Origin of the sequence: Cupriavidus basilensis (genome assembly GCF_029335485.1) — a bacterium.
GTDB lineage: Bacteria > Pseudomonadota > Gammaproteobacteria > Burkholderiales > Burkholderiaceae > Cupriavidus > Cupriavidus basilensis_E.
Window position 1 is genome coordinate 1 of the sequence record NZ_JARJLM010000389.1, and the last position, 15,237, is coordinate 15,237.

General features: G+C 66.4%; 14 protein-coding genes and 1 pseudogene. 8 read left to right on the forward strand and 7 right to left on the reverse strand.

What is annotated here, in order from left to right; genetic code table 11:
- From P3W85_RS23150 to P3W85_RS23165, 4 genes and pseudogenes are all read left to right on the forward strand, one after another.
- A pseudogene (locus P3W85_RS23150) lies at window positions 1–303 on the forward strand (FecR domain-containing protein); the annotation flags it as partial.
- A 157-nt stretch (window positions 304–460) separates the two neighbouring features.
- On the forward strand, window positions 461–2,998 hold the full coding sequence (locus tag P3W85_RS23155) for a TonB-dependent siderophore receptor (RefSeq protein WP_430869600.1): 2,538 nt from the start codon (window positions 461–463) through the stop codon (window positions 2,996–2,998).
- 161 nt (window positions 2,999–3,159) lie between these two features.
- Window positions 3,160–3,828 (forward strand): hypothetical protein, encoded by a 669-nt coding sequence (locus tag P3W85_RS23160; RefSeq protein WP_276266505.1) that lies wholly within the window; start codon window positions 3,160–3,162, stop codon window positions 3,826–3,828.
- A 660-nt stretch (window positions 3,829–4,488) separates the two neighbouring features.
- Entirely contained in the window at window positions 4,489–5,013 is a 525-nt protein-coding gene (locus tag P3W85_RS23165; RefSeq protein ID WP_276266497.1) for a Spy/CpxP family protein refolding chaperone, read from the forward strand.
- 86 nt (window positions 5,014–5,099) lie between these two features.
- On the opposite strand, the gene P3W85_RS23170 is transcribed toward P3W85_RS23165, so the two are convergent.
- The 4 genes from P3W85_RS23170 to P3W85_RS23185 all read right to left on the reverse strand — a co-directional run bounded on the left by P3W85_RS23170 (window position 5,100) and on the right by P3W85_RS23185 (window position 8,908).
- Window positions 5,100–6,062 carry a hypothetical protein gene (locus tag P3W85_RS23170; RefSeq protein ID WP_276266498.1) on the reverse strand — a complete coding sequence of 321 codons (963 nt, stop codon included), beginning with the start codon at window positions 6,060–6,062 and terminating at the stop codon, window positions 5,100–5,102.
- 192 nt (window positions 6,063–6,254) lie between these two features.
- Entirely contained in the window at window positions 6,255–6,911 is a 657-nt protein-coding gene (locus tag P3W85_RS23175) for a TerD family protein (RefSeq protein WP_017225999.1), read from the reverse strand.
- A gap of 85 nt (window positions 6,912–6,996) precedes the next feature.
- Window positions 6,997–7,737, reverse strand: a complete 741-nt coding sequence (locus P3W85_RS23180) for a VWA domain-containing protein (protein WP_017226000.1) — start codon at window positions 7,735–7,737, stop codon at window positions 6,997–6,999.
- An 85-nt stretch (window positions 7,738–7,822) separates the two neighbouring features.
- On the reverse strand, window positions 7,823–8,908 hold the full coding sequence (locus P3W85_RS23185) for a toxic anion resistance protein (RefSeq protein ID WP_017226001.1): 1,086 nt from the start codon (window positions 8,906–8,908) through the stop codon (window positions 7,823–7,825).
- A 336-nt stretch (window positions 8,909–9,244) separates the two neighbouring features.
- Between P3W85_RS23185 and P3W85_RS23190 the strand changes: the two genes are divergently transcribed.
- Both P3W85_RS23190 and P3W85_RS23195 read left to right on the forward strand, forming a co-directional pair.
- Entirely contained in the window at window positions 9,245–9,598 is a 354-nt protein-coding gene (locus P3W85_RS23190; protein ID WP_276266499.1) for a GFA family protein, read from the forward strand.
- Between the two features lie 179 nt (window positions 9,599–9,777).
- Window positions 9,778–10,032: a hypothetical protein gene (locus tag P3W85_RS23195; protein ID WP_276266500.1), complete on the forward strand. Its 255-nt coding sequence runs from the start codon at window positions 9,778–9,780 to the stop codon at window positions 10,030–10,032.
- A 140-nt stretch (window positions 10,033–10,172) separates the two neighbouring features.
- On the opposite strand, the gene leuD is transcribed toward P3W85_RS23195, so the two are convergent.
- From leuD to P3W85_RS23210, 3 genes are read right to left on the reverse strand one after another with little or no spacing between them, the layout of a single operon-like run.
- Window positions 10,173–10,829 carry a 3-isopropylmalate dehydratase small subunit gene (gene leuD, locus P3W85_RS23200; protein WP_017226005.1) on the reverse strand — a complete coding sequence of 219 codons (657 nt, stop codon included), beginning with the start codon at window positions 10,827–10,829 and terminating at the stop codon, window positions 10,173–10,175.
- Window position 10,830: 1 nt separating this feature from the next.
- A complete protein-coding gene (locus tag P3W85_RS23205) occupies window positions 10,831–12,246 on the reverse strand; it encodes a 3-isopropylmalate dehydratase large subunit (protein WP_276266501.1) in 1,416 nt (471 codons plus the stop codon).
- Between the two features lie 10 nt (window positions 12,247–12,256).
- Window positions 12,257–13,150, reverse strand: coding sequence for an isocitrate lyase/PEP mutase family protein (locus tag P3W85_RS23210; protein WP_276266502.1), 894 nt, complete (start codon window positions 13,148–13,150; stop codon window positions 12,257–12,259).
- Window positions 13,151–13,273: 123 nt separating this feature from the next.
- On the opposite strand from P3W85_RS23210, the gene P3W85_RS23215 reads away from it, so the two are divergent.
- Together P3W85_RS23215 and P3W85_RS23220 are read left to right on the forward strand one after the other, a co-directional pair.
- Window positions 13,274–14,275, forward strand: coding sequence for a tripartite tricarboxylate transporter substrate binding protein (locus tag P3W85_RS23215; RefSeq protein WP_276266503.1), 1,002 nt, complete (start codon window positions 13,274–13,276; stop codon window positions 14,273–14,275).
- Between the two features lie 43 nt (window positions 14,276–14,318).
- Window positions 14,319–15,071 (forward strand): GntR family transcriptional regulator, encoded by a 753-nt coding sequence (locus P3W85_RS23220; RefSeq protein ID WP_017226009.1) that lies wholly within the window; start codon window positions 14,319–14,321, stop codon window positions 15,069–15,071.
- Window positions 15,072–15,237 lie beyond the last annotated feature (166 nt).

Here is a 15,237-nt window from a genome sequence, read left to right on the forward strand (position 1 = left end):
GAGCAGGCCCGGTTCACGCGTAGGGCGATCGACGCGACCGAAGCGGCGAACGACGCCGATATTGCCTGGACCGACGATATGATCGTCGCCACCGGCATGCGCCTGGACGACTTTCTCGCCGAACTCGGCCGCCATCGCCCCGGCCACCTGCGCTGCGACTCCGGCGTCGCCGGGCTGCGGGTCTCCGGGACCTATCCGCTGGCGGATACCGGGCGCATCCTCGATACGCTGCGTAGCACGCTGCCGGTGGAAATCCACTTCCTGACACGCTACTGGGTGACCGTGCGGCCGGCGCGCCCCTAGCGCGCCCGGGCACCGGCATCGCGCAAGCCGTTCCCTGTCTCTGCTTCTGCTTCTGTTTCCCGATCCTTATTTCCCAAGCGGGTGGTCTGTTTTCGATTCTCGCGTGACATAGGAGACAAGCGCACCACATCTCCAATCATTCAACGAGTCATCGAACATGCAACACCACCGCAACGCCGGCCGCCCCGACCGACGCCAGAGCGCACCACGGATGCCGGGCAAGGGCCGTGGCCAGGTACCATCCGGCCTCGGGCGCCGTCCGCTGGCAGCGGCTTTCAGGCTTGCCGCGGTGGCAATGGGACTGACCATGGCCGCCGTGTTGCCCGGCATGGCGCAAGCGGCCGAAGCCGCGTCCGCCCTCGCGGGCGCCCGGGCCTTCGACATCCCTGCCGGTCCGCTGGAAGGGGCGCTCAACCGCCTGGGCCGCGAAGCCGGGATCCTGCTCTCCTTCCCGACGGAGCTGACCGCGGGCCTGCAGAGCCATGCCGTACGCGGGCGGTATAGCGTGCCGGACGCGCTCGGCGTGCTGCTGCAAGGCACCGGCCTGGCTGCCGTGGCACAGGCCAACGGCAGCTATGTCCTGGCCAGGCGCATCGCGCCTGCGCAGGCCGCTCCCGCCGCGGGCACCGGCGGGACAGCGCTGCCGCCGGTCACCGTGCGCGCGGACGCCGCTGGCGACGACAGCTACCGCCCGCCGCCCAGCGCCTCCGTCACGCGTTCGGACGCGCCCCTGCTCGACACCCCGCAAGTCGTCAACGTGGTCCCGGCCCAGGTGCTGCGCGATCAGCGGCCACGCAACCTGGACGACGCCCTCTCCAACGTCAGCGGCATCACCCAGGGCAATACGCTGGCCGGCACCCAGGACACCATCATGAAGCGCGGCTTCGGCGCCAACCGCGATGGCTCGGTGATGCACAATGGCATGCCCCTGGTGCAAGGCCGCGGATTCAACGCGGCTGCCGACAGCGTGGAAGTGCTCAAGGGCCCCTCCTCGCTGCTGTACGGCATCATGGATCCGGGCGGCGTGATCAACATCGTCAGCAAGCGGCCGATGCTGCAGCAGTACAACGCCATCTCCGTGCTCGGCTCCACCTATGGCCACGGCAAGAACGGCGCGGGCGCCACGCTGGATTCCACCGGCCCCATCGGCACCTCGGGCCTGGCTTACCGCCTGGTGGTGGACCAGGTCGACGAACAATACTGGCGCAACTTCGGCGAGCACCGCGAGACGCTGGTGGCGCCGTCGCTGGCCTGGTACGGCAAGGACACGCAGGTGGTGCTGTCCTACGAATACCGCAAGTTTCTCTATCCCTTCGACCGCGGCACCGCCATCGCCCCGAAGACCAACGAGCCGCTGGCGATCCCGAGCCGGCGCCGCCTGGACGAAGCCTTCAACAATATGACTGGGCAGTCCCACCTCGTCCAGCTGGCGGTGGACCATCAGTTCAACGCGGACTGGAAGGGCCACTTCGGCTATAGCTACAACCGCGAGTCGTACGACGCCAACCAGTTGCGGGTCTTCGGCATCGATTCCACCACCGGCGCGGTGTCGCGCAGCAACGACGCCACCCATGGCGCGCTGAGCACGGACAGCTACGCTATCGCTTATGTGGATGGCCGCTTCAGCGTGGCCGGCTTGCGCAACGACCTGCAGGTCGGGGTCGACAGCGAGTACCGCAGAATCTACCGCGCGGACCTGCTGCGCCAGACCACCACCACGCCGTTCAATTACCTGAATCCGGTCTACGGCCTGCTGTCGCCGTCCACCACGGTGTCGGCCAGCGACAGCGACCAGACCGACGCCTTGCACGACACCTCGCTGTTCTTCCAGGACAGCCTCCACCTGACCGAGAAATGGATCCTGGTGGGCGGCGCCCGATTCCTGTCCTACCGCCAGGTGGCCGGCCGCGGCCGGCCGTTCAATGTCAACACCGACATCAACGGTACCAAATGGCTGCCACGCGCAGGCGTGGTCTACAAGTGGAACGACGCGGTCTCGCTGTACGGCAGCTATACCCAGTCGCTCAAGCCCTCCTCGACCATCGCGCCGCTCGGCTCGGGCGCGGTGATCGATTCCTCGGTGCTGCCGGAACAGGCGCGGTCCTGGGAACTGGGCACCAAGTTCGAGCTGTCCGGCGGACTGACGGGCAACCTGGCACTGTTCAACATCGACAAGAAGAACGTGCTGGTCTCCCAGTACAACGATGCGACCCGGCAAACCGACTGGCGGACTTCCGGCCGCGCGCGTTCGCGCGGGGTCGAGCTGGACGTGGCCGGCCAGATCGGCAGCCGCTGGAGCCTCATCGGCAGCTATGCGTACATCGACGCCAAGACCACCGAGGATCCGCTGTACACGGGCAACCGCCTGTGGAACGTCGCGCAGCATACCGCGTCGCTGTCGGCCGTCTACGACTTCGGCCAGATCTTCGGCGGCGACCGCCTGCGGCTGGGCGCGGGCGCGCACTATGTGGGCCGGCGCCCGGGCGACTCGGCCAACAGCTTCGCGCTGCCCGCCTACACCGTGGCGGACGCCTTCGCCAGCTACGAGACCAGGATCGGCGCGCGCAAGCTCAGGTTCCAGCTCAATGTGAAGAACCTGTTCAACCGCACCTACTACCCATCCAGCGTCAGCAAGTACTTCGTCTCGATCGGCGACGCCCGGCAGGTCTCGCTGCTGACCACGCTGGCGTTCTGAGCGCGCCGCCCCCCCTCATCTCGCATAAGGCAATCATCATGAAAAACCAGGATCCCAGGCCAGACGATGCGCACATGCCCGCCATCGCACACGCCCCCGTGCCGGGCAACACTGCGTCAGCGTGGCGTACGCTCCGCGCAACCATCGCCGGCGCGCTGCTGATGGCCTGCGGCCTCGGCATGGCGGCCCACGCGGCCGAGCCCGCGGGCAAGGGCACCAGGATAGCGCTGGTAGTCCAGGCCGACGGCCCCGACCTGCCGGTCGACCAGAAGATCAAGTCGCACCTCGAAGCGCGCGGCTACGCGGTCAGCCTGATCGGGCAGGACCAGCCGGTGGAGGCGGCGCGCGATGCGGATCTGGTCGTGATGTCGTCCACGGTCTCGGCCAAGCGCGTGGCCGCCGGCTGGCGCCAACTGTCCAAGCCGCTGCTGACCTGGGAGAACGACCTGCTGGACGACCTCGCCATGACCGGCAAACGGCATGACGTCGATTTCGGCGAGGCGCAGAAGGAGCGCTATCTCTGGCTCGTCAATGCGCCCCACCCCATCGCCGCCGGCCTGCCCGCAGGCGCCGTCAATGTCTACAACCGCCAGGCCGGCATGAGCTGGGGCAAACCCGGCCTGGGCGCCAGCATTATTGCCACGCTCTATGGCCAGCCGGACAAGGCCGCCATCTTTGCCTACGAGAAAGGCGCGACGATGGACTACGAGTCGCTGGCCCCCGCACGCCGCGTCATGTTCTTCCTCGACAACGACACCTTCACCAACCTGGCGGCGCCGGGGCGCCAGCTCTTCGATGCCGCCGTGGATTGGGCGGCCGGCTTGCGCTAGCCTGGATAGCCGGGGCCGCGGGCCGCTGGTGCGTGCAAAGCCGGGCGGCCCATCCAGTACCCGCTTGCCGGCAGGGTGATCGCCTGGTTCGTTCTTGACTTCAACAAACCAATGGCTAGCATGTGAAAGAGCGGTATCAGAGCGGTATTCAATGTATTCAATGCTGCCCCGCGCATGTGTCCCTCCTGAAACAGCAGAAGGTGCCGTTCATGACTCAATCATCCCGAATCATGCTTGGCTGCCGAATAGCTGCGGCGATCGTCGCGCTGGCGGCTTGCGCACTTCCGGCGCAAGCCCAACATGGCAGGCGGGACCGGGAGGATCACGAGCGGCGGGCTCCCCATGGCGAGTATCACGATGACCATGGCGGATATCGGGGCGGTGGCGGCGATGGCGGCGATCTGATCATCGGAGCGCTGCTGGGCGCAGTCGCGGGTGCCGCGATCGTAGGCGCCATGCAGCCGCCGCCAGCCGTCGTATACCGCTCGCCACCACCTCCGCCACCTCCCGCGGCCTACTACCAGGATCGCTATCCTCCCGGTTACTGAGCCCTGCACTCAAGCTTGATGCCGGCCCATCCACGTCCGGCAGCCAGTGAATTCCACAACGCCCGGCCTTGCGGCCGTCACCAATCCGATACCGGAACCCGAGCATTCCGCCATGAAAAACACGAACCGCATTCGTCAGATTGCAATGCCTGCCTTGTTGACGCTGGCATTGCTCGGCACGTTCTCTGCCTGGTCGCAGACACCGGCGGCAGGCGCACCGGGGGGAGCAACATCCGCCGCGCCTGGCAAAGCCAGCCGCGCGCAAAAGCATGAAGACTTCGTCGAGAAGCGCATCGGCGAAATGCGCACCCAGCTGAAGATCACGGACCAGCAGTCCCAGCAATGGGACACCTTCGCACAAACGATGCGCGACAACGCCGAGAAGGCCGGGCAAGCCTTCCAGGACCGCGCGCAAAAGCTCTCGTCGATGAATGCGGACGATGCGATGAAGTCCTATGCGGCAGTGTCCCAACTGCACGCGGACAATATGCAGAAACTGGCCGCCGCATTCAGCCCGCTATACGCCGTGCTCTCCGACGACCAGAAGAAGATAGCGGACAAGCTGTTCCGGAACGAGCATGCCGGCCGGCGCCACCAGTCGCCACACAAGCATTTGCCCGCCGCGCCGGCCAACTAGGAGGCCATCGCCACGGGAGCCCCGCCAGCTGATCTGGCGAGGCGCGGCGCCCCGCGCGTCGCCAGTGTTCTGAGTGAGTCAGGACACTAGAGTCCTTGCGAACGCGCCGCCATCGCTGCCGGCAATGTCACGTTCATCAGGTGGTCGGCGCGGGACAGCAGGTCCACGGTCTTCTCGTCCACGCCGCGCAACTGCAGCGGCAGCAGCGCAAGCTGCTGCACCGCCTGGCTCACCACGTCGCGGCGGTCTGCCAGGGCCCGCTCCAGGGCGGGTTCATCCGGCGCCTGGACCACGTCGGCCACGGCCCCGAGCGCTGCCAGCGTAATCATCAGGCTTTCCTCGGCACGCTGGATGGTTGCCGCCAGCGCTTCGGTGCGCGGGGGGAACGCGCTCAGGGCCTGCTTCAGGACGGTCAGCACGGCGCGGAAGTCCACCTCGGCGTTGCGCCCGTGGAAGATGCGATCGAGCAAGCCTTCCTTGCGCGTGGTCCTGGCCAGCAGGTCGGCCATGACCCTGGCCGCATCCAGTTCATTGAATTCACGCATCAGCCGCGCCACCGCTTCCACGGCCTCGCCGCTGGCCGCCAGCGAGGCTTCCGCCGCGCCTGCCACCGTTTGCAGCCTGGGCGGCAGCAACTGGCGAATGGCGCGCTCGATACGCAGCCGGTGCGCGGGATAGAGCCTGGCAAAGCGATCGCGCGCGGCCTGGAAACAGCGTTCGAGCAGCGGGTGGCCGGCTTCGCCGAACAGGGCCCTGGCCGGCTCGCCGGCTGACGGGCGCGGCGGTGGCGACGATGGCGGCGCCGTGAACTGGAGTTTTCCGGGCACGCGCAGGCCCGCCGTGGCTGCCTGCGCGGCGCCGGCAGATGGCGCGTCCGGCCCGGCATCGGGAAACGCCAGTGCGCGCGGCGCCTTCGCCGCCGGCGGGGAACCGGTGGCGGCCTGCGGCGCAGGCGCCCCGAATGCGAGCGGCGCGGGTGCCCGGTGGGCATCCCGCTGCACGACGGACGGGACGCCCGCGCCGAATTCGATTTCCTTGGGTTCGGTCACTGCCGGCCTCCCGGCGCAAGGGCCATCGTCAAAGCGCAGGGCGCCGGATTCCGGCCGGATCTGGCCGGGAGCGCCAGCGCCCGGCGGCTTGCGTGGATCGCGTGGATCGCGTTGATCAGGACGGTTCGGCATCCATGGTTTCCCGGACGAACGGCGGCGCCAGCCCGGCGCCGCCCCGGCCGCACCGGCGTATCAGACGTTGCCGCCGTACACCTGGACGAAGTCGCCCAGGCCGCGATTGTAGCCGGCACCGACCGCCTTGAAGAAGAACTGCCCGTCCCGGCGATAGAAGCTGCCGACCTGGACAGCGGTCTCCATCGAGAAGTCGTCTTCCAGCGGGTACTTTGCAATCTCCGTGCCGGTCACCTCGTCGGAGATCTGGATATAGCTGTTCCGCACCTGGCCGAAATTCTGCTTGCGCGCGGCCGCCTGGTCGATGGTGACGATCACCGAGATCTCTTCCACTTCCGGAGCGAGCTTCGTGATGTCGACAAAGATCACTTCGTCGTCACCGGCGCCGGCACCGGTACGGTTGTCGCCGCTGTGGACCACGCCCAGGCACTTCGACGCCGGCATGCCGTTCTTCGGGAAGTCGTCGCCGGACTGGAAGAAGGTGGCCTTGCGGTCGCTGGTGCGGATCTCGCTGTTGTAAAAGATGAAGTGCTGATCCGAAATCAGCCGGGGGTTGGCCTGCGCGTCGTACTTGCACAGGAAGATCGATACATCCAGGTCGAAATCGGCGCCGGTGTCGGTACCGTTGGCATCCCAGCCCAGCCCGACGCGGAATTTCTGGGTGCCCGGCGCCTCTTTCGAGAGGTTGACACGGCCGCCCTTGGACAGATTGATCATGCTGCTTCTCCTACTGTGTGACTTGATCGCTGATGATTGATCGTTGATCGTGAAAATGGCTGGCCGGTGGCCGGCCATCGGGTGCCTACTTCCCGCGAACCCAGGTGCAGAACTCCGGCGTGATGAGATGCTCGTAGAGCTGCTCATCCGGCACGTCGAGCGTTTCCATATGCAGGAAACCCACATTGGGGAGATCGTCGGCCAGCTCCTGCAGGAAGCCGAATTCGCTTGGATCGCCCACGCCGACCAGCGACCAGTAGATCGGGAACTTCTTCGAATCGTTGAGCAGGCGCCGCACCTGCTCGCGGTCGGCGCGCGGGTTCTGGCCATCGGTGATGAACAGCGCCCACGCCGGAATGCCGTTGGCCGGCGCCGCGGGGATCGGCGCGGCTTCTTCGGACGCGCCGCCGAACAGGCGGCTGAGAAAGCCGCGCTTCTCGCCGGCCGGACGCGCGGCGGGCGAGCGGAAGTAAAAGCTGATGATGTCGGACATGACCGGCGCGTACTTGGTGCCGCCCCATTTGTCGATGTCGGCATGCAGCACGTAGTCGGAGATGTACGAGCCGTAGTTGTCCGGCGTGGCCGTCGGCAGGCGGTTGAAGCGCTCGGTGAAGGTCCAGGTATCGACCTCTCCGTTATCGTCGAACTTCAGCGCGATGCCCAGGATGCGGTCATGCGTCTCCTGCACGATGCCCGACTGGTAGAGATCCCGGGCAGAGCCGGAGATATCCAGCGCGGCGCCCACGCGCACCGTGGGCGGCTTGGCCAGCTGGCGCTTTTCCAGGACGATGCCAACCTTGGCCGCGCGTTTCTCGAGAGTGATCATGCCTTTGATTCCTTAATGCGGTTCCGCGGTTCTACGGTTATGCGGTTATGCGGTTATGCGGTTATGCGGTTATGCGGTTATGCGGCTACGCCGGCTTCCGGGTAAAACGCGTCACCAGATCCTGTTCGAGCTGGCGCAGCCGAGGCGCCTCCTGCTCGCGTTGGCGGCGTCCTTCGTCGACGATGCGGGTGATGTCGTCGAACGCCCCGAAGAGCTGCTCCTGCGCGTACTCGAACGTGCTGGTAGCGATAACCGGACGCTGCCCCAGCTTGGCGATCTCCTGCGCGTTGGCCCGGCTCAGGTCGGCCTGGGCGCGGATGGCGGCATCGGCCGCGTCGTAGGTCGCGTTGGCCAGCTCGGCCGCCCGCCTGGTGCTCAGTTGTTCGAGGTAAAGCGAAAACGCATTGGTCCACGCGGGAATCAGCACCGTCTTGATGGTGCCGAACTTCGACGTCAGCGTGCGCTTGTGGTCCTGCTCCATGCGAATCTGCGGCGCCAGCTGCTTGGACATCAGCATGGCGCGGTTGAGATCGTCGATCTTCTGCTCGAGCGCGCTGATGCGGCGCCTGACGTCCAGCAGGCGCTGGGCCGCGAAAGCGTCGCCGGCTTCCGGCTCACCCGCCAGCACGGCGCGAAAGGCCGCCAGGGCCTGCTCGCCGTGCTGCCTGGCGGCTTCCAGCTCCTGGTGCATGGCGTAGTTGTCCACGTACATCTGCTCCAGGTCGGCAATGCCGCTCTTCTGCTGATGGGCGTGCGTCTCCAGTTCCCGCAGCAGCGTATCCAGCCGCTTGCTGACCGTCTCGTACTGCGCCAGCAGGCGCTCCCTGGTCGATTTGAGGAAGCCGCTGACGCGCGCCAGCACGCCTCCCCTCTGCATGGCGTTGGGATCCAGCCCCTTGGCCGTGGCGATCAGCTCGTTGAGCTTGTCGCCGAACTGGCCGGCATCGGCGGCACGGACGCTGGACAGCATCTGCTTCGAAAATGCCGCCATCCGGACGCCCTGCTCGGCGCCGAGACGGTCGATCTCATCATCCGTCAGCAGCTTCGGCAGCGCTGCACCCGGCGGGGTAGCGCCGGCATGCGCGGACATGGCCCCAGTAGTGAGCACTGACAAAGACGGCGCGGCCGCGGGTTGTGCTTCGCGTTTTTCGTCGTTGAAAAGGGGTTTCATTGCCGCCTTCACTCCTTAATCCTGATAGTCCCGGCATCCCCGGTAGGCGAAAACGCACACATAATACATTTATAGCGGTTGTAGCGAAAATAGATTATCAGGCATATAGCGTGCGAACTCCCGGCTCAGGGACGAACGCAGGCCGTGCAACGATTCGATCGGCGCGACGGGGCTTGGCCAGGTCTTCGAACTGGTCACCCAGTTGAGGGCGCAGGCCTGCCGGCGCTGGGAACGGCGGCGGATTGCAAGGCGTGGAGAAAGCGGTCGCATGCATTACCATGCTCGGAAAGCAGGCAGAAAGTGCCAGCCCCTGACCGCCGGAAAGAGAGGAAAACTATGCAGGAATATCTTGGCGCATGCCACTGCGGCACCGTCACGTTCTCGTTCGAGGCCGATATCAATGAACTGGTCCGCTGCGCCTGCTCCCTTTGCACCAAGCGCAACGCCGTGATGGCGACCGTCGAGCGCAGGCGGCTCCGGGTCCTCTCTGGCGAGGAAGCCTTGAGCCTGTACCAGTGGAACACGGGCATGGCGAAGCACTACTTCTGTTCCCACTGCGGGATCTACACCTTTCATCAGCGGCGCACGGACGAGCGCTATTTCAGCGTCAACGCATTTTGCGTCGATGGCATCGACGCCACGAAGATCCCCGTCCGCCAGGTCGATGGGAAAAGCCGCTCGACGGTCTAGCCAGGACCGGCCCCTCCCCGCGCTCAGGCCGGCCGATGCGACGACCTGAACAATGCCGCCACTTCCTTCATGCAGGCCAGGAGCCTTGCCGCCATCGCGGTCAACGGACGGTTCCTCCGTGTCACGATCGAGACGCAGATCTCCGGCAGCGGCTCGCGCAGGCGCAGCACGGAAATCTGGTGCTTCCTGAGTTCGAGCTGGACATGGCCCCCAGCGCAGCGGACCAGGCCGCATTGAACCACTACATCGCGTCGCACGGCGTGAAGGTCTACCGCGATACGCCGGAATGGAAAGGACTGGTCTATGGACAAACGCGCATTGCCGTTCTCCAGGCTGTGGCGGGACTCTCCGGCAGCACGGCCGGCGGAGCGGATCCGCGCGGCTGGCAACGTCAGGCAGAGAGAAGGAACGCCGCACGAAAGGGGCGGGCCTGAAAAAGGCCCGGGCGGACGGGGAGAGCCGCACGGGCAAGCCCTGACAGACAGCACAGAGCGGCAGCGAGTTTACCGGCGCCCCCCGATCGGCATTGCAAACAATTGTGGCGCCCAGTCCACCGAAGCTGTCGCCGGACCCGCTACGGCGGCAGTTCGCCAGCCGGTTGAGGCGTGTCCACGGTCCAGATCCAGGGCCGCGCCGCGCGATCGGCATGCTGGAAAGCCTGGATCTGCGCGCGCCGTTTCAATGTCAGGCCAATGGCATCGAGTCCCTCCAGCAACATGCTGCGCTCGCTCCGGGGCACGGTGAACGGCAGGCACCGGCCCTGCGGATGCCGGACCACGCAGCGCTCGAGATCAACCGTCAGGATCAAGGTCCCCGCCGCCGCTTCGGCCGCCATCCAGTCGATCTCCGCCGCCGGCAACACCACCGGCAGGATGCCGTTCCGATAGCAATTGTTCTGGAAGATCGCCCCGAACGACGGGGCGATGACGCAGCGGAACCCGAACTGCCGAACCGCCCAGGCCGCGGCTTCGCGGGAGGATCCGCTGCCGAAGTTCTCCCCGGTCAGCAGGATCGAGGCCTGCCGGAATGGCGCGCGATTGAGCACGAAATCGGGGCGCTCGACGCGCTCCCCGTCGGCGGATGATTGATAACGCCAGGGCGCCAGCAGTTTTTCGCCGTAGCCATCGCGCCCTGGAGACGTGATCTCGCGCGAGGGGATCAGCAGGTCGGTATCGATATTGGCGTGGACAAGGGGGGCGGCAATGCCGCTCAATTCAACGAACTGTTCCATATCATCTCCCCTCGCCAAGCAGCGGACGCGGATCCGCGATACAGCCGGCGATCGCCGAGGCTGCCACCGTGGCCGGACTGGCCAGGTGCGAGCGCACGCCGGGACCCTGCCGCCCTTCGAAATTCCGGTTGGTGCTGGTAATCACGCGGCGTCCGGGCTTGCCGGGCTGGTCGAAATTGTCGCCACCGGCGAAGAAGCACAGCGAACAACCGCTCTCGCGCCACTCGAAGCCGGCCTCGACGAACACACGGTCCAGCCCTTCGGCTTCCGCCGCGTGCTTGACCCCGGTCGAGCCTGGCACCACGATGGCCTTCACGCCCGGCGCCACGCGGCGCCCGCGTACCACCTGGGCCGCCGCGCGCAAATCCGGCAGGCGGCTGTTGGTGCAGGAGCCGATAAAGGCGGCATCGATGGGAATCCCCTGCAGCCGCTGTCCCGCCTGCAGCGCCATATAGTCAAGCGCGCGCCCGGCATCGCCGTCGGCGGCGCGCGGCACCGCGCCATCCACCGCCGTTACCTGGCCGGGGTTGGTTCCCCAGGTGACCTGGGGCGCCAGCCGGCTGCAATCGACGTCGAGTTGCCGGTCCCAGCGCGCTCCCTCGTCGGAGGCCAGCGCAAGCCAGTGCGACACTGCCGCATCCCATGCGGCGCCGCGTGGCGCGAAAGCACGCCCTGCCAGCCATTGCGCGGTGCGCGCGTCCGGCGCCACCAATCCGGTCCAGGCACCGAATTCGACTGCCATATTGCACAGGGTCAGCCGCCCCTCCACCTCCAGGGCCCGCACCGCCTCGCCGGCGAACTCGATGGCATGGCCATCGCCGCCACCCGCCCCGTACCGGCCGATCAGCGCCAGCACCATGTCCTTGGCCGACACCCCAGGGGCAATCCGGCCGTGGAACAGCACGCGCATGGTCTTTGGCCGGCTTCGCACCAGGCACTGCGTGGCTACCGCGTGCTCGCCCTCGGTCGTGCCGATACCCCATGCCAGTGCGCCGATCCCGCCTGCCGTGCAGGTGTGGCTGTCGCAGCAGACCATGGTGCTGCCAGGCAGGGCAATGGCCAGCTCGGGCGAGACGACGTGCGCGATGCCCTGCCGCGGATCGCCCAGGTCGAACAGGCGGATGCCCGCGCGCCGCGACGACGCGCGGAACGCTTCGATAAACGTGCGCCCGCCCCGCACCAGGGTATCGTCGCCCCTGCCGGGCAAGGTGTCGACAATATGATCCATGGTGCCGAACACCAGGCCAGGATGCGCGACACGATGGCCCGCCTCCTCCAGGCCGCTGAAAACGCGCGGCCCGGCGCGGTCGTGCAGGAAGACGCGGTCGATATGGAGCAGCGCCTGGTCGCCCTCCATCCGCGCCACCACATGTTCGTCCCAGATCTTTTCGATGATGTTGCGCGGCGATGTATGCATGGCGCTCACCCTATTGCGCCGTGCCGGGGTGCAGCAGGCCCGACAGATAGCGCCGTTCCAGCGCGAACACGTCCTCGAAGCCGACCAGCTTGAGCTGCTCGCGGAAATCGGCCAGCGGCGCGCCGGGCCCGCCGGCGCATCCATTGGCTTGCACTGCCGCCAACGCGTCGCGCATGCCCTGGATCGCCGCCAGCATCAGCGTGGCTGGCAGGCTGACACGCGCAATGCCGATCTGCTGCATCTCCTCGAACGTGAATGCCGTCGGCGACTTGCCGCCCTCGACCACATTGATCGCCACCGGCCCGCGGATGCCCTGCACCGCCTGCCTTGCCAGTTCCTTCGACGTCATCCCGTCCACGAAGATCATGGTGGCGCCGGCGGCGAGATACGCATTGCCGCGCCGTATCACTTCGTCGATACCGCCAACCGCGAGGGCGTCGGTGCGCGCGTTGATGACGAAATCCGGATCCGTGCGCGCTTCGGCGCAGGCCCGGATCTTCTGGACCGCTTCCTCGATCGGCACGATGGACTTGCCCTCCAGGTGCCCGCAGCGCTTGGGCATGACCTGGTCCTCGATATTGACGCCGGCGCAGCCGATGCGCTCGAACGCCTTGATGGCGTACCAGGCATTGACGGCGTTGCCAAAGCCCGTATCGCCGTCCGCCATGACCGGCAGGTCCACCGCGTCGACGATGTGCTGGGTGGCCGCGACCATATCCGGGAGCGACAGGAAGCTGTAGTCCGGCAGGCCCAGGCGGCTCACGGAAATGCCGAAGCCGGAACACTGCACGGCGGCAAAGCCGGCCTCCTGGACGATGCGGGCGGAGAGGGCGTCAAAGGCACCCGGCATGACTAGGATCTCGGGGGCATGAATCAGTTTCTGGAGCAATGTCGTCTTTCGCATGATGAGCCTTTCTGGTCGTGACGACGGTCAGTATGCATACATGACAATGCAAAAACAAGATTTAAAAGCACATAAAATCATTTTTGACGCTATCATGCATACATAACATCAGGAGACCAAACAATGCCTTCGACTCGACTTATCAGCGGAACCCGGCCGTTTCTACTGCTGCTGGCGCTTGCCGGCGCCGTCCTGCCGGGCCGCCACGTATCCGCCGGAACGAACCCGGCATGGCCGGCCCGGCCGATCACGCTGGTCGTGCCCTTCCCCGCCGGCGGGACCACGGACACGGTTGCCCGCCTGCTCTCTAGGAGCCTGTCCCGCCAGCTGAATCAGACAATGGTGGTGGATAACAAGAGCGGTGCCAGCGGCACGCTGGGCGCGGCGCAAGTCCTGCGCGCGCCCGCCGACGGATACACCTTGCTCCTGGGCACGCCGGCCGAGCAGATCAACGCACCGATGATGATGTCGCGGGCGCCTTACGATGCGGCCCGCGACTTCGCGCCGGCAGGCTGCGTCAGCCGCGGGCCGAACGTGCTCGTGGTCAATCCGGGATTGCAGGCCAGGACCGTCGCGGAGTTGCTGCGCGCGGCGCGGGCACGGCCCGGCCAGATCAATTTCGGCAGCGCGGGCAACGGCAATACGTCGCATCTATCGGGGGAGCTGTTCGCGCAGACGGCCGGCATCGACCTCACCCATATCCCCTATCGCGGCAACGCCCCGGCGATTGCCGACACCATCGGCGGCCAGGTGCAGATGATGTTTTCCAATCCGGCCACCGTGCTGCCCCACATCCGCAGCGGCACGCTGCGCCCGCTCGCCGTGACCTCGCACGCGCGCATCGCGGCGCTTCCGGATGTGCCCACCCTGAGGGAGTCCGGCGTCCCGGTCGAGATCTACAGCTGGACGTGCCTGTTCGTGCCGTCCGGAACGCCGAAGGACATCGTGGGTAAACTGCACGCGGCGCTGGCGAAAGCACTCGATGACCGGCAACTCGGCCAGGCCATCGAAAACAGCGGCGCCGAGAGATTCCCCACGACACCCGAAGAGGCAAGCCGGTTTCTTGCCGGGGAGAGGGCGTTGTGGGGTAATCTCATCCACAGCCGTCATATTCACGCAGACTGATTACCCATCACCGGTTTCAGATCACCGACTCGCATCAGGAAACATGTCTTCACCCGAAACTTCCCGCACGCGCGCGCTCTCGGTCGCCGACATCTTGCGCAACCGCATATTCGACGGAGAGATCCCGCCTGGCGCCCATTTGATGGAGGTCACCCTGGCCCAGGAGCTGGGCGTCTCCCGCACGCCGGTGCGCGATGCGCTGGCCCGGCTGGCAGACGAAGGGCTGCTGGTCTATCAACCCAATCGCGGGTTTCTGGTCCGCCAGTTCCATACCAAGGACATCAAGGACGCATTCACCGTCCGGGCCACGCTCGAAAGCCTGGGCTGCCGCCTGATCGGCGAGCGCGGCCTGCTGCATGCCGAGCAAGAGCGGCTCGCCGCCTTGCTGGAGGCGCAGCGCAAGGTGCTGCACGATGAGGAATGGAACGACGGGCAGGCCCTCCTGTGGCAGGACATGAACCTCGACTTCCATTTCGCGCTGCTGGCGTTGGCTGACAACAGCTGGCTGACGGATGCCGTCCGCCGTGCCCGCCAGCTGCCCATCATATTCGACAGCAAGTCGCACCCACATGACCATGAAGCCCTGCTCCTGCTCTACCGGCGCGAACACAGCCGGCAGGCGCTCGGCGACCACTACCGCATCGTGGATGCGCTGGCGCAGCGCGAAGTCGGCCGTGCCGAGGCGCTGATGCGGGAACATATCCTCACCAACCGGGATGTCCTGGTACGGGCCTTGAGCAAGAACACCCCTGGCGGGCCTGCGGTGCAGCCCGCCCAGTGGGTCGGCCAGGCCTAGCCGGATCCGGCGCGCCGCAACCCTGCCCAAAGCGGACAGGGGCGGCGCCGGGATGGTTGGGAGCCCGGTCGGAAGGCAGACAGCCTTGCCCAGGCACGGGCGCGGTGGATATGCGACTGTTCCTGATATGGTCGCACCATGCATTTCCGGCGCCGCAATCGGACCT

What these genes read in the sequence shown, in the direction of transcription:
- P3W85_RS23215 (WP_276266503.1), top strand. Translation starts at nt 13,274, where the DNA reads ATGCCTTCGACTCGACTTATCAGCGGAACCCGGCCGTTTCTACTGCTG.
- P3W85_RS23155 (WP_430869600.1), top strand. Translation starts at nt 461, where the DNA reads ATGCAACACCACCGCAACGCCGGCCGCCCCGACCGACGCCAGAGCGCA.
- P3W85_RS23165 (WP_276266497.1), top strand. Translation starts at nt 4,489, where the DNA reads ATGAAAAACACGAACCGCATTCGTCAGATTGCAATGCCTGCCTTGTTG.
- P3W85_RS23210 (WP_276266502.1), bottom strand. Translation starts at nt 13,150, where the DNA reads ATGCGAAAGACGACATTGCTCCAGAAACTGATTCATGCCCCCGAGATC.
- leuD (WP_017226005.1), bottom strand. Translation starts at nt 10,829, where the DNA reads ATGGAACAGTTCGTTGAATTGAGCGGCATTGCCGCCCCCCTTGTCCAC.
- P3W85_RS23220 (WP_017226009.1), top strand. Translation starts at nt 14,319, where the DNA reads ATGTCTTCACCCGAAACTTCCCGCACGCGCGCGCTCTCGGTCGCCGAC.
- P3W85_RS23180 (WP_017226000.1), bottom strand. Translation starts at nt 7,737, where the DNA reads ATGATCACTCTCGAGAAACGCGCGGCCAAGGTTGGCATCGTCCTGGAA.
- P3W85_RS23185 (WP_017226001.1), bottom strand. Translation starts at nt 8,908, where the DNA reads ATGAAACCCCTTTTCAACGACGAAAAACGCGAAGCACAACCCGCGGCC.
- P3W85_RS23190 (WP_276266499.1), top strand. Translation starts at nt 9,245, where the DNA reads ATGCAGGAATATCTTGGCGCATGCCACTGCGGCACCGTCACGTTCTCG.
- P3W85_RS23160 (WP_276266505.1), top strand. Translation starts at nt 3,160, where the DNA reads ATGGCCTGCGGCCTCGGCATGGCGGCCCACGCGGCCGAGCCCGCGGGC.
- P3W85_RS23205 (WP_276266501.1), bottom strand. Translation starts at nt 12,246, where the DNA reads ATGCATACATCGCCGCGCAACATCATCGAAAAGATCTGGGACGAACAT.
- P3W85_RS23175 (WP_017225999.1), bottom strand. Translation starts at nt 6,911, where the DNA reads ATGATCAATCTGTCCAAGGGCGGCCGTGTCAACCTCTCGAAAGAGGCG.